The sequence below is a fragment of the Winogradskyella sp. genome (genome assembly GCF_965228925.1).
GTDB lineage: Bacteria > Bacteroidota > Bacteroidia > Flavobacteriales > Flavobacteriaceae > Winogradskyella.
On the sequence record NZ_OZ245845.1, the window covers coordinates 814,930 to 832,928 of the forward strand.

At 37.4% G+C, this 17,999-nt stretch carries 20 protein-coding genes; 8 read left to right on the forward strand and 12 right to left on the reverse strand.

All coding sequences use genetic code 11. The features are described from left to right. Positions 1-99: 99 nt before the first annotated feature. The 9 genes from ACO052_RS03250 to ACO052_RS03290 form a co-directional block, all read right to left on the reverse strand. Positions 100-615 carry a DOMON domain-containing protein gene (locus ACO052_RS03250; RefSeq protein WP_422106584.1) on the reverse strand — a complete coding sequence of 172 codons (516 nt, stop codon included), beginning with the start codon at positions 613-615 and terminating at the stop codon, positions 100-102. A 332-nt stretch (positions 616-947) separates the two neighbouring features. Then, entirely contained in the window at positions 948-1,580 is a 633-nt protein-coding gene (locus ACO052_RS03255; RefSeq protein WP_422108035.1) for a peroxiredoxin, read from the reverse strand. 154 nt (positions 1,581-1,734) lie between these two features. Next, positions 1,735-2,355: a response regulator gene (locus ACO052_RS03260; RefSeq protein WP_422106585.1), complete on the reverse strand. Its 621-nt coding sequence runs from the start codon at positions 2,353-2,355 to the stop codon at positions 1,735-1,737. After that, entirely contained in the window at positions 2,352-4,265 is a 1,914-nt protein-coding gene (locus ACO052_RS03265) for a tetratricopeptide repeat protein (protein WP_422106586.1), read from the reverse strand. Before ACO052_RS03265 ends, ACO052_RS03260 begins: the two co-directional genes overlap by 4 nt. Before the next feature lie 88 nt (positions 4,266-4,353). After that, positions 4,354-4,887 carry a GNAT family N-acetyltransferase gene (locus ACO052_RS03270; RefSeq protein WP_422106587.1) on the reverse strand — a complete coding sequence of 178 codons (534 nt, stop codon included), beginning with the start codon at positions 4,885-4,887 and terminating at the stop codon, positions 4,354-4,356. 2 nt (positions 4,888-4,889) lie between these two features. Beyond that, complete coding sequence (locus ACO052_RS03275; protein ID WP_422106588.1) at positions 4,890-5,306, reverse strand: GNAT family N-acetyltransferase; 417 nt, start codon at positions 5,304-5,306, stop codon at positions 4,890-4,892. Between the two features lie 232 nt (positions 5,307-5,538). Further along, entirely contained in the window at positions 5,539-6,081 is a 543-nt protein-coding gene (locus ACO052_RS03280; RefSeq protein ID WP_422106589.1) for a dihydrofolate reductase family protein, read from the reverse strand. A 16-nt stretch (positions 6,082-6,097) separates the two neighbouring features. After that, the gene (locus ACO052_RS03285; RefSeq protein ID WP_422106590.1) at positions 6,098-8,446 is read right to left on the reverse strand and encodes a YCF48-related protein; all 2,349 of its coding nucleotides are present in this window, start codon (positions 8,444-8,446) and stop codon (positions 6,098-6,100) included. Positions 8,447-8,568: 122 nt separating this feature from the next. Continuing rightward, positions 8,569-9,153 carry a hypothetical protein gene (locus tag ACO052_RS03290; protein WP_422106591.1) on the reverse strand — a complete coding sequence of 195 codons (585 nt, stop codon included), beginning with the start codon at positions 9,151-9,153 and terminating at the stop codon, positions 8,569-8,571. A gap of 517 nt (positions 9,154-9,670) precedes the next feature. Here ACO052_RS03290 and ACO052_RS03295 point away from each other — a divergent pair. The 6 genes from ACO052_RS03295 (at position 9,671) to ACO052_RS03320 (ending at position 14,343) form a co-directional block, all read left to right on the forward strand. Beyond that, on the forward strand, positions 9,671-10,252 hold the full coding sequence (locus tag ACO052_RS03295; RefSeq protein WP_422106592.1) for a TetR/AcrR family transcriptional regulator: 582 nt from the start codon (positions 9,671-9,673) through the stop codon (positions 10,250-10,252). 32 nt (positions 10,253-10,284) lie between these two features. Next, complete coding sequence (locus tag ACO052_RS03300; RefSeq protein WP_422106593.1) at positions 10,285-10,947, forward strand: peroxiredoxin; 663 nt, start codon at positions 10,285-10,287, stop codon at positions 10,945-10,947. A gap of 349 nt (positions 10,948-11,296) precedes the next feature. Then, positions 11,297-11,863 carry an OsmC family protein gene (locus ACO052_RS03305; protein WP_422106594.1) on the forward strand — a complete coding sequence of 189 codons (567 nt, stop codon included), beginning with the start codon at positions 11,297-11,299 and terminating at the stop codon, positions 11,861-11,863. 51 nt (positions 11,864-11,914) lie between these two features. Continuing rightward, entirely contained in the window at positions 11,915-12,589 is a 675-nt protein-coding gene (locus ACO052_RS03310; protein ID WP_422106595.1) for a hypothetical protein, read from the forward strand. A gap of 93 nt (positions 12,590-12,682) precedes the next feature. Then, complete coding sequence (locus tag ACO052_RS03315) at positions 12,683-13,420, forward strand: hypothetical protein (protein WP_422106596.1); 738 nt, start codon at positions 12,683-12,685, stop codon at positions 13,418-13,420. Between the two features lie 68 nt (positions 13,421-13,488). Next, positions 13,489-14,343, forward strand: coding sequence for a serine aminopeptidase domain-containing protein (locus ACO052_RS03320; RefSeq protein ID WP_422106597.1), 855 nt, complete (start codon positions 13,489-13,491; stop codon positions 14,341-14,343). Between the two features lie 173 nt (positions 14,344-14,516). Here ACO052_RS03320 and ACO052_RS03325 read toward each other — a convergent pair whose 3' ends face one another. The 3 genes from ACO052_RS03325 to ACO052_RS03335 are packed head-to-tail and all read right to left on the reverse strand — an operon-like array spanning position 14,517 to position 17,182. Next, positions 14,517-15,743 carry an alpha/beta fold hydrolase gene (locus ACO052_RS03325; RefSeq protein WP_422106598.1) on the reverse strand — a complete coding sequence of 409 codons (1,227 nt, stop codon included), beginning with the start codon at positions 15,741-15,743 and terminating at the stop codon, positions 14,517-14,519. A 17-nt stretch (positions 15,744-15,760) separates the two neighbouring features. Further along, positions 15,761-16,456 carry a hypothetical protein gene (locus tag ACO052_RS03330; RefSeq protein WP_422106599.1) on the reverse strand — a complete coding sequence of 232 codons (696 nt, stop codon included), beginning with the start codon at positions 16,454-16,456 and terminating at the stop codon, positions 15,761-15,763. A gap of 24 nt (positions 16,457-16,480) precedes the next feature. Then, positions 16,481-17,182 carry a porin family protein gene (locus ACO052_RS03335; protein WP_422106600.1) on the reverse strand — a complete coding sequence of 234 codons (702 nt, stop codon included), beginning with the start codon at positions 17,180-17,182 and terminating at the stop codon, positions 16,481-16,483. A gap of 18 nt (positions 17,183-17,200) precedes the next feature. On the opposite strand from ACO052_RS03335, the gene ACO052_RS03340 reads away from it, so the two are divergent. Beyond that, positions 17,201-17,329: a hypothetical protein gene (locus ACO052_RS03340; protein WP_422106601.1), complete on the forward strand. Its 129-nt coding sequence runs from the start codon at positions 17,201-17,203 to the stop codon at positions 17,327-17,329. A gap of 69 nt (positions 17,330-17,398) precedes the next feature. Next, entirely contained in the window at positions 17,399-17,896 is a 498-nt protein-coding gene (locus ACO052_RS03345) for a hypothetical protein (protein WP_422106602.1), read from the forward strand. Positions 17,897-17,999: the final 103 nt, after the last annotated feature.

Below are 17,999 nucleotides of genomic sequence, written 5' to 3' on the forward strand. Positions count from 1 at the left end.
CAACTATACTTGAATGTTGTACCAATTACACATTTAGAGTATTGATCATTTAACAGAAATAAAAGTATTATAAAGTAACAAAAGTATTTCTAATATAACTTAATCCTTTGAGGCTTTAATTGAAAACGGAATGTGCTTTCTAACCCTGGAATGATGGTTAAAATCATCATCAACAGAATAGGCTAAAATTAGCCAATAGCTTGTGTTCGTTTTATGCACAAAATCATTGCGGTCTTTTGAGTCCATCGGAATGCTAAAATCAACACGTGTATAGGCATCGCGTTCCACCCCATTTTCGAGACGTATATGGTTTGCCCCGCCGTTATTTTCATCTTTTACGGGATTGCCAGGACCCCTTACAAAGAGATCCGTACTGGAGAACTTGCCATTAATCCCATTGAAAAGCAATAAATCGCTTCCTTCTATAGCATTTTTGTGATTAAACCCTACTCCAACCCATCCATTGGTAGGGGCTTCTAGAGTACATTTTAATGCCTCACCGACCACTTGATACGTGAAACGGATTCCCGAGACTTCCTTGGTTTGCTGACCATAACACCAAGTAAAGGCGCACATTAGACCGTTTAATACAACAATTTGCTTTAAAGTCATCATTTAAAAATAAATTTTGGGAAAGCCCGCTATGGCACAGCGGGCTTAATCCTACTTTAACCAACTAATTTAGCCTCTCTTTTATATAGCCGCAGCATTAAAGGATAAGGCCATCACATTCTTATATATTCAAAGTAATGCAAATTAGTGCTATTCTCCATACCTGTTTTCTGGTAATCAACAGATTGACCGTATTCCTTTGCCTAAATTTTCTAGTCATAAAAAAGGAGGTTCATAGTATCAAAACTATAAACCCCCGAAACAACCATCTCCAAATTAACTACTAAACTCAAGATAGTCTTGCCTTACTATTAATCATTTCTTTAGGTCTTGGACTACGGCGTAGGCGTGAGTCTTAAATACGGTTTAACCGCCTTGTAACCCTTCGGAAACAACGCATCTGCCTCTTCGTTACTTACCGAAGGCAAGATGACCATATCTTCACCATATTCCCAATTGGCGGGTGTCGCCAGAGCTTTGTATTCGGTCATTTGTAAAGAATCAATGACCCTTAAAATCTCATAGAAGTTTCTTCCTGTTGAGGCTGGATACGCTAAGATTAACTTAACCTGTTTCTTAGGATTAATGATAAAAACACTTCTTACCGTCATCGTAGCATCTTCATTGGGATGTATCATGCCATAAAGCTGGGATACCACTCTTTTAGAATCGTCAATTATCGGAAAATTAACCTCTGTATTTTGAGTTTCATTGATGTCTTTAATCCATGCCATATGAGCGTCTAAATCGTCCACACTTAGCGCTAAGACCTTGACATTTCTCTCTAAAAACTCTTCTTTAAAGTTGGCTAAAGTCCCTAATTCGGTGGTGCACACCGGTGTAAAATCCGCTGGGTGAGAGAATAAGACGCCCCAAGCGTCTCCTAACCATTCATAAAAATTAATGGAGCCTTGTGTTGTTTCGGCATCAAAATTTGGGGCAATATCCCCTAGTCTTAAATTGTTCATCATTGATTGCTTTTAAGTTTAAATCTCGTTTAGCCCAGTCTCTTATTTCTAAGACTATTGATGGACTAATACGAGTCAAATGTATGAACAGACAAGACAATTAAAATGACTGAGAATTACCAAAACGATAATTACCAGTTTTCTGGTATAAGCCTTAAATAAGGCCTTTTTGGATGGCGTATTTCACCAGTCCAGCAGTATTTTTAAGCCCTAACTTCAATAGAATGTTCTTTCTATGGGATTCTACGGTATGTGTGCTTAAAAAAAGCTTTTCAGCAATTTCGTTAGTGGTGTATTGATCGGCAATAAGCTTGATGATCTCTTTTTCCCTAGCGGAAATATTGGTGGAGGGTACATTACCTTTTAAAGTATTCATGATGATGTTTACCGTATCGGGAGTATGATAAGATCCGGTGGTATAAACTGTATTAATGGCCTCCATTAATTTTGCTTTTTCAGCATCTTTCGGTAAATAGCCGTCAGCGCCATTTGCAAATATGTTTTTTATGAATTGTGGTGAAGCATGCATGGTCAGTACCAAAATCTTTGGTTTATGCTTCTGTTTTTTAAGAACCCTCATCGTATCAAAGCCATCCATCCTAGGCATCTCAATATCCAATAACAACACATCAACAGCGTGTTCTGCCAAAATCTCTAAGACCTCCTTGCCATCCTTTGCCTCGCCTACCAGCTCTATGCGGTCTTCCTTATCTAGCAAGGCGTATAAGCCTTGACGAAAAATAGTATGATCGTCTGCTATTACTACTTTGATCATTTTAAAAGTGGAATTTTAATGTTAATGGTGGTGCCTTTTCCTAGATAGGAATCAACGGTCATTGTGCCGTCCATCAGTTTTACTCTAGATTCTATAGACTTTAAACCGATGCCATCAGTGGTTTTAACATCCTTTTCAAAACCGATACCATTGTCCTCAACCATAAGGTCTAGATGCTTTCCATGATTGTTGAGATAGATATTTAACTCTGTAGCCTTGGCATGTTTCAAAACATTTTGAACAATCTCCTGAAAAATTCGATAGACGTTGAGCTGTACGGCCTCATCGAGTTCCACTTCCATATTATGAGGATAGAACTGTGCTATAAGATCGGAACCCTTTATCGTATCGATATAAGACTCAATGGCACTGACCAGTCCAAATTTAATAAGTTCACTAGGCATTAAGTTGTGCGATATTTTGCGAACTTGATCAGAAGAGGAGCTCAACAATTCAATGGATTTATCAATATCGTCATTGAAGGTTTCGTTATTGTAGTCCAGATTTTCAAGGCTAGTCTTTGCAATGGCCAATAAGCCCCCAACACTGTCATGAAGATCTTGTGCTATTCGTTTTCGCTCTTTTAGTTGGGTTTCTGAAATCGCATAAATAATATCCTTTTGTTTTTTGTTATTGGCCCTATTTCTGGCCACAATGAGTACTGTAGAAAAAAGGAAGAATCCGGTTAATAGCACTATGGTCAGTAGCCTAATACGGCTCTCTTGTTTGACGAGTTCGGCTTCATTTTTAATTTTGTCAGAGGAGAGGGCTAATATTTCCTTTTCTTTTCGTTCTGATTCATATTTAATATTGAGTTCACCGATATCCTTCAAATGATTTTCGTTGATCACGCTATCGTTATATTTTTCGTATAGCTTTCTGTAGTCCAAGGATGAATCGAATCTATCTAATTGCTCAGTAGCCTCCGAAAGCCCCAGATAATTATCCCTTATTATTGACTTTTCATTTAAGGTTTTAGCGATACTCAAACTGGCATTATACTTTTGAAGCGCCCTTCTGAAGTTTCGTTTTTTAGCGTATATACTGCCAATATTATGCGTGGTGATCGCTAATGAGGACTGGTCATTAAGTGTCTTGGCAAGGTCGTAGCTTTCTTCATAATATCTCAAAGCCAGATCTAGATTGTATAATTGCTCATATAAAGTCCCGATATTACCCATATTTCTGGCGACGGCGTATTTATCATCTAGTTGGCGCGCAATCTCTACAGCCTCCTTATAGGCTGTTATCGCCTTCTCATACTGATTGGTGTTTTTATAGACAATTCCTAGATTCCCCAAATTATAGGCCAATCCGCGTTTAACATCCAGTTTTTTGCATAGTTCTATGGACCTGTTCAGATACTTTTCAGCTTCCTCCCAATTTTCAATCCTTAAGTAAGATATGGCGATATTATTATAGACCTTAGCCCTACCCATGTCGTCATTGATACTATCTGCAATGACTTCCGCTTCCATGTGAGTCATAATAGATTTGGAATAATCACTCTCATAATAATGGGCGGTTCCTTTAATGGAATATAAATCTATTAGGTCTCTTGATGTTAAATAATGCTTTGATGCCAAGGCCTTATTACTGTAATGATAGACACTATCATACAGATGTTCGAACAAAAAGTATTCAGCAAGGTGCTTGTTGACTACAATTTTTAAACTATCCGCATCGTCTCTTTGTGCCAAGGAAATTGCTGCATCCAGATAGGTTTTCGCTTTACTTAAATCGGAGCGTTGTATACGTTCAAAGAGCTTTATATTTAGATTGAATTGCTCGTCAACTTGCGTCGTTTGTTCTAATTCAAGTTTTAAACTGTCAATAACTTTTTTGTTCTGAGTAGAGGCGCTATAACTACCTAAGAGGAAGAATACTATGAGAATAATGGTTTTATTCATGTTAGCTTGTACTTAGACCCAATTAATATACGGAATTGAAGCGTTATAATTGATATTTTAAAGTGTCTTAACATTTGAAGTGTTATTTTCAATGTCCTTTATATGCTTCCTGATGTTCGCAAATATCAATTTTATAAAACAGGGTGGGCTTTCCATCTTCCAATCGACGTTCTATGAAATGCATCCCGATGCGTTCCGCAACTTTCTGAGAGCTAATATTAGCTTCATCATTTGCTGCGAGCAAATAATCAAAACCCAATTTGTTTGAGGCATAATTGATTATGGCCCTAGCAGATTCCGAGGCAATTCCTTGGCCCGTATATGCTTTCAATAAGGCATAAATCAACTGAGGTTGAGCTTCTTCAAAAAAGTGCCATAACCCAGTATATCCTACGACTTGATGATTTTCTTTCAAGGTAATTTTCCAAAGTCCATAGTTATGGTTTTTAAAAAGTAGCCTATTTTGGTTCATGATATCTTCAGCATCTTTCAGCGAAATGCTCATATCATCCCACAAATACTTTTTAACAAAGTCTGTGTTATTGAGTTTTAGAAATAACATACTGTCTTTGACATCAAAAGGAATTAGTCTGAATCGTTTAGTTTGTAGTTCTAAATTCATGGTTAATTATATTTGATCATTCCTGGTGAATCATATGCTCTTATTTTAAATCCAAACTTTTTATAGAATTTAATAGTGCCTTTAGCAGCAAATAATCCGATAGAACAATTTGGACTTACTTCTGTTTCTATAAAATGATTAATACAACCCATAATTCTCTTTCCAATGCCCAAGTTTCTGTGGTCTTTATGAACAATGATGTCTTGGATATATAAATAAATACCACCATCTCCTATTACCCTTCCCATACCCACAATATCCTTTTCTTTTTTGGCAATTACCGTAAAGATGTCATTGTTAATTGCCTTTGCAATACTCATATCATCAAGACTAATCCAATTGGTCTGACCTCTTAGAAATTGATATTCGTTTAAGGTAAGTTTCCGATATTCAATACTTATATTTTGGAGTTGGCCCATGAGTATCCTAAGTGTTTTTTGCAAAATTATTATGAGTTGTTAGTATGGTTTTAACCTTAAAAGAGTAAAAGAAAAAATACCAGAAAACAGTGATATTTAAAATTAATACACCCAAGGTTTTTTAATCTTTAATCCTGAGGGATTGACTACTTTCCCTTCTTAAAAAGACCTCTCTAACTTAGATAAAATTGATAGCTGATAGAGCGCATGGCGAATCCATAGCTTTATGAGGTTATGGTAGCATATCCGTAACTCTGTAATGAGCTTGTAACAATCCACTTTCAAATTGACGAGACGAAACCAATTTAAGGCCCTGTTCGGGAATACCTTCTGCAAATAGTCGCTTGCCACTACCAAGAAGTATAGGCACAATAGATATAACCATTTCGTCAAATTGTCGAAGTTCTAAAATCTGATTAAGGATTTGTGACCCTCCATCACAAAAAATGTTCTTGCCCTTTTTAGATTTTAATTCTGTAATCAAAACTTCTAAATCCGCATTATAAAAATTAAGGCTGCCTTTAGATGCTCTTTCTTGTCTAGTTATGACATAGCATTCTTTATCCAAATGTGGAAAATCATAGCCCTGATCAATGATCCAGTCGTAGGTTCTTCGCCCTACAATAACCGTGTCAATAGTCTTAATAAAATCATTGTAACCATAATCCTCGCCTTCTTGTTGCACCAAACTTAGAAAGCTTAAATCATCATTAGGTTTGGCAATGTACCCATCTAAAGAACAGGAAATATATAGAATTAACTTTCTATTTGACATGTGTACTCTTAAAAGATTACTCTTTAATAATTTTAAAAGTTCTTTTTTCTCCGCTTATATCCATTAATTGCAGAATATACATCCCTGCAGGATATCGGTTCCCCAATTCAAAACTATCATCGATATCCAATGTGCCACGCGTAATAAACTGTCCTTGTAAGCTATATAATTCATAGGCTTCTATAGATAGTGAAGCCCTTATGGTTACTTTTCCGGATGTAGGGTTGGGATAAATTGAAAACCGTTCTTCGGCTGGGGGTTCTGGTGTTGATAGTATGCCACTGTCCCATTTAAAAATGACAGCATTAGCAGAACCAATCCACAAATTATCATCCTCATCTACGGTATGTCCGACACCACCCAGATCCCGCGGTTCTGCAAACACAACCGTTTCTTCTAATTCCCAAGAAGCCCCATTGTCGTTAGAAACTATCAAATAAGTTTCGAACCGCTCACTGTAGTCTGGGCTCCCATGAACAATAGCATAAAGCGTGTTGTCATTTAGTTTCCCAAATCCAGAGATCGTGCTGATTCCTAAATCTATCTTATCTAATATTGCACTTGAAAAATTAGATGCTTCCCATGTTTCCGCACTATCGTTAGAATAGTAATAGGCGTTATCCGAGAATTTCATCATGGCATTACCTTCTTCATCCATCAACAGACCCCGGATAAAACCATCGTTAATAAAGACCTGTTGCCATGTGCCATTAGTTTTTTTGAATAGTAAGGATTCTACTCTCGCAAAAATGTCATTTCCGACATAAAACAGGTCGAAAACTGAGGCAGGCATGGGAGTGCCATTAGCAATCACTTCATAGTTTTGCTCGTTTTGAGCATTTGGGTAGTACAAGAGTGCATTCAAATCTGTATCGTAAACCAGCACCGATAATTGCCCATTTTGAAAGTGGACATCCAATACCCTCTTTTCAAGATCGGTGAAAAGGCTAGACCAAGTGTTTGCCCCATTATTGCTGTAATGTAGTTCTCCAAAAATATCAACAAGTGCCACTTCAGCATCCTCATTATCAATTCTTATAAATGCCCCGGGAAACTGATATTGGCTGTTTAATGGCATATCCAATTCCTGCCAACTTAGTCCGTTGTGTTTTAGTAGCGATTGTCCATATAATGCTGCATAAGTAATGCCATTATCTGAGGACATTTCAGTGACATCTGGATAGCCTTTTTGCAGGCTTTGCCAGGTTTCGCCTTTGTCCGAAGAAAATAATATATTTCCTGATGCCCCAGAAATAATACCATTATCTCCATTAAAGTTCATGACTAAATTAGGAACCTTAGCAAAAAAGGGTTCTGTTCCCCGGTCCAGAGGTATTTCTGTCCATGTTGCACCAGCGTTGTAGGTTTTAAATATACTTTGCGCCTCATCAAAAATATCTTTGGTTCCTAAGACAACGCCTTCTTCAGCACTAAACCAATGCATATCGCGTATAACCAAACTGTTACCGGGTATCGATCCCGGTAAATTTAAAGTACTCCAATTAGTACCGTCATCAATCGATCTGTGAATTCTGTCTGCGGGAGCTATAAAATTTCGGTTGCGAAACATCAAATACCAACTTAAGCCCATAATTTGAATATCCACATAGTGATGGTCACTCTCTGCAAAGCTTATTTCGGTCCATGTCTGCCCTCCATCAAAAGTTCGTCTTAAAAATGGACGGTAAACACCTATGTTTAGAAGAATGTCATCTACCTCATAGCCCATGACGAAACCTTCCAATTCATTGATGAATTTTACGCTGCTATATCTGATATATGGTGCAGTAGAATTACTCCATTGCAACTCAACCCAGGTGTCACCTCCATCTGTCGTTTTAAATAACTTCTCTGCAGTCCCTACGGCATAACCCACATCCTCTGAAGGAAAGTGAATACCTGTAAAGTAGCTACTGCTGACATATTGGGTATTAGGATTTAGGGATAGCACCTCCTGCCAATCTGCTCCTGCATTGGTCGTTTTAAAAATACGCCCTTCGTTGATCATCCACCATTTGTTATCGTCTAACATAAAAATGTCCATATGGCGATAAGGTGCTGAAATTCCTGTCGGTCCTTCTTTATACAAAACATCCGATGGTAGATCAGGCATATCGCTCAATTCTTGGGTCACCTTATTTAAGGCTTTAACGTCATGACCAAAGAGATAAAAGTAATCACTGCCCTCTGGAGATTTAACAAAGAATTTCCCGTTTCTTGTCTCAGACGGATAGCTGAGCTCCCAACTGTATTGCGCAAATGCATCTTGAGACACAAAACTTACCAATATAGATACAAGGTACAACTGCCGAATAGACATTTTGATTCCCCAGAACACTTTTTGAACATGGTAATTTGTTTTCATTTGATTTAGGAATTGTTTTTAATGTATTGATTAAATTCTAAATAGTAAAACTGTTTAACAAACAACTAACTAATTGATTAAGAACTATTCAACGGTTGAATTTTTAGTTGTATCTTTTTCATTTAGAGGTCAATGGTTACGAATTTCATTTCAAATGTCCCCCTTACGACGTCTATAACATCTTGTGTATCTCTTATAACACTAGGATTCACTTGGATATGATATAAACTCCCTGTAAACGAACCACTGATGGTGTTGTTTGAAATATCGGTAATGCTAATCTCAACTTCATCGACCCCAACCCCAGAGTAAAAGCACAAAACATCAGGAGCCTCACATTGGGGTTGCAATGCTTTAATCGAAGCATCGACCCATGTTAAACTGCCCTCAACCCCAGTTAATGAATAAGGCAGACTAAGGTTATCTAGATCTACGCCGTTCATCCTAAGGGTAATAATGCCATCATCGCTGGGTATTCCATCAACATTGGCTTGAAGCAGCAACGTCTGATCGGTACGGTTGTAAACATTAATGTCGTTATTGGGTCCCCCATCGAATACGTTTTGCTCATAGGTGACAGAAACACCATTCATCTCACCAGAAATAAACCCTTGTGAAGGCGTGGGTACACCTCCATCATCTTCTGAGCAGCTAAAAACAAGGCAGCAAAAAAACAGTAACGAAAAGATATATTTTGTGTTCATCATTTTCAGCAGGTTAAATTGTTCGTATTTAAAGTTTTATACGACAAAAATAGTGTAGCACTTCAACTTGGACATCACCGTTAAAATGTAAATTGAGTAATCCCTGTTTTCTGGTATAAGGGAGATTCTTAATTGAAATATCTTCACCGAATCGTTTGCAAGATTTAAAGAAAAAGACCTTGGGATTATTAGTTTTTAGGCTATGGTGAATGGTTTCTCTTCTTGCAAAAAATGACCATTCTAAGCTAAATTAGGGTCTTCTTTCTATACGTTTTTAGGAAACCCTAGGTTTTGACCCTTAAATTTTAGGAACAGGTAATAGATGCTATTAGGTAATTATTAGAATACCTGAATTCAGTGAGGTTTTAAATAATTAGTATGACTAGTTTTGTTAAGATTTTAGCCGCGATATGTAGCTCAATTATTCCCTTGAAGAATCCTAGTATTTTGTTAAAGTTTAAAATTTTCCATGGGCGTTTGATGAATTATTTTAAATTTGACCAATCGTTCAAAATAAAAAATGAGCCCTAGAACCAAAAAGCAACTTGACGCTCATAGAGCCGCTAGACATAATGAAATCCTCTTAATAGCACTGCGCTTATTTGCCGCAAAGGGTTATTTCAATACTTCTATAAATGACATTGCTAAAGCAGCCCAGATATCGAAAGGATTACTTTATAGTTATTTTGATAACAAGGAGCAATTGTTAAATGCAGCCATTCAGTATGCCTTGACTGAAGCAACAAGGCTCAATACCGAACAAGATATGGGAGGCTCAGATCCAAAAGAAAAATTCTCGAAGACTATCGACACTTTTTTTGTGATGTTAACCGACAAAAAAGAGTTATGGTCATTAATAGTGTCTCTAGCTATACACGTTGGAAACATCCCTTCAGTGCATAGCATCATTTCAGATACCTACAAGGGTATAGGTATAAAACTCAAACAAGTTCTAGAGGATCTTAGCGTTGAAAACCCCGAAGAGGAAGCTCTGAAACTTAGTGCACTCTTAGACGGCATTGGTATACAATACCTCATATTTGGAGAAGAATTTCCGCTTGATAGGATTAAAGGTAACATAATTAAGACTTACGTCGAGTGAATTAAACTAAATCAAAGTTAAAAAATAGAACTATGAAGGCAATTAGGATAGGCGATATAGCACCAGATTTTAAGGCTCAGACTACTGTGGGTGAGCTCTGTTTTCACGAATGGTTGGAAGATTCATGGGGGATTTTGCTTTCCTTTCCCTCAGATTTTACACCAGTGTGTACTACCGAAATGGGCACGCTTGCCGAATATGAGATTGAGTTTACCGCAAGACATACCAAAGTAATTGCCTTAAGTATAGATCATCTCGAAACTCACAAAAAATGGGTCAATGATATTAATGAACTCTACAATGTGGACATCGAGTTTCCTATAATTGCAGATGAGGACCGCTCCATTTCCCAACGATATGGTATGATTCATTCTAACGACACCACAAATGCCACCGTTAGAAGTCTCTTTATCATAGACCCTAAGAAGAAGGTTAGACTTATATTGACCTATCCCGTATCTACCGGATGGAATTTTTACGAAATCATTAGGGTTTTAGACTCCCTGCAACTAACGGCACATCAACATTTAGCAACGCCGGCTAATTGGGAGCTAGGAGATGATTTGGTGATTTTGCCCTCGATTTCCAATACAGAGGCTGTAGCCTTATTTCCCAATGGTATTAAAGAAATAAAACCGTACTTACGATTAACCCCACAAGTCTTTGATGACGATCATTTAGTAGCGTCCTTTTAAGCTGCGATTGGCTTAATTAAAAGCTATAGTTAAAAAGTCTCGGCGGTATTTCATTACAGTCTTAAGGTGAGCCTTAACAGTTTCATATCACCGAGTAAACGAGTGGGGAGCTCCAACGTTTGTTCCCTTCGCGTTTCACAGAAAACAGTTAATCTCTCTTTTACTACTTACTGGTTAAAGTTCTAGCCATTCCCCATCCTAGTTTTGTCAACAAGAATATTTCAACCTGTTTTACGATCTGTTTCGATTGAATTATTAAAAGTTCGAGCTTAAATCGGCACAAATAAATCGATCGGAAATAATTGGAAACCATTGAAATAAATTAAAATCATAATTAATCAATAAACGAATGGAAAATTTATTAGACAAAAAAGTCAACGGTTTTGTAATCGAGGACATTACATCAACCATCAAAGCAATTCAAGAAAGTCCTTCAATCGCCAAATTCGAATTTCGTGTTCGAAATAAATGGGTCTCCGCAGGACACAATCAGTCAACTGTCAAGGACTTTTACGGTGGAGGTCAAGAAGATGAATCGAGAGAAAAAGCATGGGTTTTCGACAATGGGGAACCACCAATTCTTTTAGGTAAAAATGAGGGTGCAAATCCTGTTGAATATTTACTGTCTGCGCTTTCAGGATGCATGACGACGACCATAGCACTTCACGCAGCAGCAAATGGAATTCATATCGATAGCATTGAATCTAAATTTGAAGGGCATCTAGACGTTCAAGGCTTCCTAGGGCTTAATGAACAGATAAGAAATGGGTATCAGGACATAAGAGTCAACTTTAAAATTAAAGGGGATCTCAGTGAAGAACAGGAAAAACAACTTTTGGACTTTGCCTATAAATCGCCTGTTTTTGATGTGGTCACCAATAAAGTCCCTGTTGAAGTAAACGTGTCGTTAAACTAGGAATCTGCATAAAAAGCATTAGTCAAAAACATAAAAAATTAAATACATACTATGAAATTTAAAATAAACAAAAGATACCGACTCTTACTCACATTAATCTGTGGTATAATCACATTTGTGGGATGCTCAGACGATGATAACGAGACCAATAATAGAACGGAAACACTTAGTGATGTCATAACAGTACCATTTTTTATTCAAAACGATACTGGCAATACTCCTACCAATCCGAATGAGTTGATATACGAAATTCGGGAAAATGAGCCTATTGTGGATACTGACGGTAATCATATGTCCTTTGGCGAATTTAGCACCGTCGAAGGGAGCATCACTGTAACTTGTTTAAGAAATGGGGTAGACATTGATGTTACACTATCTGGACTAGTCCCACATGGTGTATATACGCTTTGGCACGTTACCTTTAACGAAGGAGGGATTGACCCAACACAAGACATGCTCAATATTAGAGGTATTGGTGCTATAGGCGCTGGTGATGGTTTAGATAATTTCTTTATAGCCTCCCCGAATGGAACCGCAAATATATCAGCCTTTAGCCCAACCCCTAGCAATTTATCGATGATCGGCGATATAAAAGATTGTCCCCTATATAATGAGGAAGAATGGCATATTGTCGGTTCTTATCATTTGGATGGAAAGACATACGGCCCTGATCTTGGGCCAGACGGAACTGTTGTTGAGCAGTTTGCTTTTGTCTTTACGAATTAATCAATCAAAACGGATGATGGTCTTAGGCCTCATCCGTTTTTTTTAAACGTATTTATTTCAAACTATTGAAAACTTCATCTTTAAGATAAAACTATGAACATCTATAAAGAACTTATTCATAACATGTTCGATAATGATCTTACTATGGTCCATTTTGAACAATTAAAAGCAACTAAAGACCGTCCTAATATCTGGTGCTTTATCAATCAGGAATGGGCGTCTAGTCATGGACTTAGACCTCTAATTAAGGCTATGAACTCTGGGAAAAACCTAAACATTGTCATCATGGCCCATGATAGCTATACCTATACAACATCTGCAAGCGAAATTGACTTGGGAGCCATAGCCATGACCTTTCCTAAGGTTTATGTGGCATCGGTAGCACTAATGGCAAATAAGGCCCAGACGAAGGCCGCTTTTGACGAGGCTGTTAGCTATAAAGGCACTTCCATTATTTTGGCCTATGAATTTATACCTGAAAGCGACTTTGATGCGGAACGTCAGGAGCAACTAACCCAAGCCATTGTTAATTCCGGACAATGGTTGTTATACAGGAATAATCCAGAATTAGCACAAAAAAATTTCAATAGCTTTAAGTTAGATTCAGAGCCCCCGAGCATCAGTATAAAAGCATATATTAACCTTAAAGATCCTTTTGTTGAGCTTTTAGGTAACGATTTTTTAGATTATGAGCACAAGATTAAAACACAACAAAAAAAGGTCGACCGCAGGTTCGACAAACATCTTGCGCTTTCGTCCATAGCCTATATCAATAGGTCAAAATTGTTGCAGAATGGACGCATTAGAAGAACTATGTTTCCGAAAAAGTAGGTACCTTGAATTATAGAACGTCAACTAAACACAACCCAATGTTTAATGGACATAAAATATCGGGGCCAATGGAGCAGATTAAAATTAAATCGAAGGATACATTCGTTTCAATAATAGAATTTGGATGTGCCAATCCCAAAGCCCTACTTATTATAGCCTCAGCAACTGGGGTAAAGCAAGGGTATTACCATAAATTTGCGCAGTTCATAGCGTCTCATGAAATTATTGTTATCACCTTCGACTATACAGGTATAGGAAGGTCATTAAATGGACCGATTAAAGCACTGCGCAACAATGCACAAGATTGGGGACAATTCGATTTAGACGGTGTTATCAATTATGCCATTAACCGCTATCCTGATTTAAGAAAAAGTATCATTGGGCATAGTATCGGTGGGCAACTGATAGGGCTATCAAAGGCGTCGTTACAATTGGATAAGGTTATCTTGGTGGCCGCTCAATCAGGTTATTGGAGGTTTTGGAGGGGTTTTGCTAAGGTCAAAATGTGGTTCAACTGGTATCTGCTGTTTCCAGCTCTTATCAACTTATTTGGGTTCTTCCCTGGTAAAAAACTAGGCGTTATGGAAAACCTCCCTAAAGAAGTAACCAAACAATGGTCTAAATGGGGCAGGCATAAAGATTATTTATTATCCGAAATTCCGGTAGAACAAACCGTCTACCATAAGCTCAGCTCAGATTTTACCGCATATAGCATTGACGATGATCGCTTCGCTCCAAAAAAAGCTGTGGACTGGATGTGTGACGTATATGTAAACGCCAAGTTTAAGCGCATTCATCTGGATCCGAAAGATTTCAATACCAATAGCATTGGTCATTTTGGAATTTTCAGGGAACGATTTAAGGAAAGCTTGTGGATCTTTTTATTAGATGAGGTTATGGCAATCACTGAAGCATCTAAATAGAATCTGTCTCTCCTAATTTTATAGTAAGCTTGTGACCGATATCGGTATTAAATTATCTTCTTAGAAAATCGCTTCTTAAAATACTTCGCAACGTTAGGTATGATGTCATAAAGACGTTTTTACCACTATGGTCTAAGGCATTTTATCAGTTAATGTAGAGCGGATACTAGACACTAGTTTTCTCTCCAAATGTATGTTTTATAGGTTTGTTTTAAATCAATATTATCTTCTAAAAAGAAATCCTGAATGATGGATGCGTAGGCCTTGTTTTTCTTCAAATTTTGAAAGGTGTGATTATCGTTAACAAGTAATAACTCTGAATTTGGTAATAAGGCGTTTAAATATAGACAGGAACGGTAGTCTGCAACATGATCAAATCGTGCAGATAGTAGCAATACCTTACCCTCAAATTTCCTAATTCCGTTTTCATTGAAACTGTTTTCAACGACTCGTGGGTTACCACTTTGATCGACCAGTATCTCTTCTGCTATATAGTAACTGTTCTCCAAATCTGGATAGAAGCCTGATGGTAATTCTAAAATAGCTTTTAGTGGATAAAAAAACTCAGCAATACGAACCTTAATCGGAAAACCAGAATCTGAATCTAAGTAATTTGAAATCGCCTCAATTTGATAATCAATTATCATTTTGTTTATAGTTGTTGTGTCTTTTTCATAGAGACGGTCAATTAATTGAACACGTGCAGAATCAATTTCAGATAACGCAACGAAAAAATTCTGGCGTTGAAACAAACTTGCGATAGTTTTTCTCTTGAAATAAGCTTCATTCAGAATTTCCTTCAGTTTTTTATTAGAGGCAGGGTACTTGGTTAAGAAGTCTCTGTTAAAATTATCATGAACGATTCCTAGTGAGTTCTCTACTACCGGATTTACACTTGCTCCGATGAAAACTTTTTTTACTTTAGACTCTGGAAACATGGATAAATATTCGGTGATTAAAAAGGCCCCACCAGACTGCCCATACAAATATATCTCAGACACATCATCGAGAACAGAGTCGATAATTGTTTCAATGTCATTTATATATTGGAAAGATTGAAATGCTCGAAAACGCAATTCCCGTTTATTAGACAGGTTCGTTGAATTTACTCTTTCAATTAAGCCTTTATTGAAGGCTCGAGGAATGATGCCTAATACATTAAACCCTTCGCCGAACAAGTCAGCTTTTATTTTATCCATTTGTCCCTTTCTAACATAAAACTGTTGCGCATCCGCAACGACAATTACGGTCGGTTTTTGAGGATCGACATTTGAAGAATGTTCAAAACTTAGTTCAAATGTCCCTAAATCCGGATCATTATAATCAACAGGGACTTCAATAGTTTGACAAAAAACGACTTGAAAAGACCATAAAAAGACGTATATAAGTATGCGATTCATATTTTAAAATTAATAAATTAGTTAAGTTTTAGGTATGGATATTTATATATGTACTTTCTAAATAGTAGATATCCAAATAAGGCCATTGCTTCGACCATAAGGAGTAAATAGGGAATTCCCAGAATAGCATTAGCTAAGAACTGTGTCTCTAACAATAGCCATTCTTCAAGAAAAAGACCAGCAAACAGATAAACAAAAATGAAGGGTAATATAAAATACCCTAGAAATGATAAAATCTTTCTTTTACTGTTAATAGATGTAAAACAAAGCCAAAGTGGCGGAATAGTAAATAACCATATACCCAAATTGGTGAGCCAGAAAGCCATTGTATTGTCGAAACCAAAAAGAATCCCGGAAGCAAATTGCTCATCATTGGCACCCATTAAGGCAAATAGAATCCGGTTGACAGGGAAATTAGCCATGATTAAAGCAAAACCTAAATGCTTTTGGATAATGCTCCCCTTTTTCAACTTAAAAAAACCAACCCACATCATCGCAAATGTGAATAAAGGTCCAATGTAGGTTGGTAAGATCCATAGTGGGTTGTTTTCCTGACAACCAGGACATAGACTAAAGGAATTAAAGGTCTTTTCCCCAAAGCATCCGCAAACCATCGCAGCGGAAAAATGATGGGCAAACTCATGCGAGGTGCCCATTAAAATAGTCAGGGATAAAAAGGCTGTTAAATGCTTAACATATTTGGAAAATGCCATGTTTAAAACACTTACATAAAATGCCTAAAGGCCTTTTATCTTATACCGTAGCCCTAAACGGAATACGCGATTCCTCACCGATCTGTAATCCAGATTACTGACCTCCAACAGCCCGTGGTCATAGCTGAAACTAAGGCTAAATTGGTCGTTAAATTGGTATCCAGCTCCAATAGTACCTGCTAAATCAAAGGATTTATAGTCGTCCATAACACTGCTTTCGGTAGAATTTCCTTCAAACTCAGTAGTACGGTTCGCGCCCACCAAAAAAGAAGGAAGAACCCCGCCATGCACAAAGAGTTTTGGTCTTATATTGTACTGCAATTCCAAAGGAATATCTATATAACTTAAGCGTGTTTTAGTGGAGAATACCGAACTGGTTTCGGTCTCGCTTCCCTTGGTACTAAACCTTAACCCACCAGTAGCTAATAGCTTTTGGTTGATTTCTTTACTGGCATGCGCACCTACAAAAAAGCCTGGAATCGCCTTTTGGGATTCTCTATTGTCACTGGCACTTTGTTGTTGAACAGCCGATGAGGTCGTTTGTTCTGAAGCTTCATTAGAACGGTAATCGCCATAATCCCCATTGTACTCCTCCCCGACAGATTGATTGGCCATATTACCACCGGCTTCTAAATAAAAGGGGTCAAAAAAACCTGCACAGCCTTGGTTGAATACCATAATTCCTAAAAGCATAAAAGCTTTGAATACGTTGTTTGTTGTTTTCATTTTTTCGTTTTTAATTGAATGAAGTTTGTTGATTTAAATGATCTCTATGTCATTAACTATGAAATCATTATCTGGGCGCAAATGTATTTATGGAGACGTCTATGGACATACCCATTTTCTGGTATCTATGAGATTACTATTTACTAGTGAAAAGTGTTAACCCGATGGTTTTTAGTTTTGTATAATAAATAAGGGACGTCAAATTAAATCGCATTAATGGCGATTCTATTAGGGTTCATCAAAAACACAGAACAAATGAATCAGTTTATCATGGGTACATATGGATTTTTACTGGCCCTACTTATTTCGGTTCCAGAACAGGATCAAGTTAAAGAATTAACAGACTATATCTCCGGAGGACAACTTGTCATATACTATCGGTCTTCCTATGTCACTGATAACACCGCCAGCTCTATAACCTATATCGATTTCTGCCCAAACGGCCGTTATCGCTATTTTTACGAAGGGTCTTATACCGTTAAGGGTACACAAAACACCTCCAACAGAAATAACAGAACTAATGGTGCCGGTGTCGCGGAAAATGAAGGGGATTGGTCGGTGCTTAAATATGAAGACCATTTCTATCTCGAAATTATCGATTATTTAGGAAAGAAGACTTACTATCTTATAAATATCGGTAACCTCATGACCGGAAGTTGGAAGCAAGGGAATACAAGCTATGCCTTTGCCACGAACCAAGCTAATTGCGAGTAGTCTTTGTCGAGCTGAAAATAGATTGAACTTTTCAGAGCAGATATAATGATCTAATCATTACTTTCCATAATTAATCTTATCACACTAAGAGTCAGATATCTCA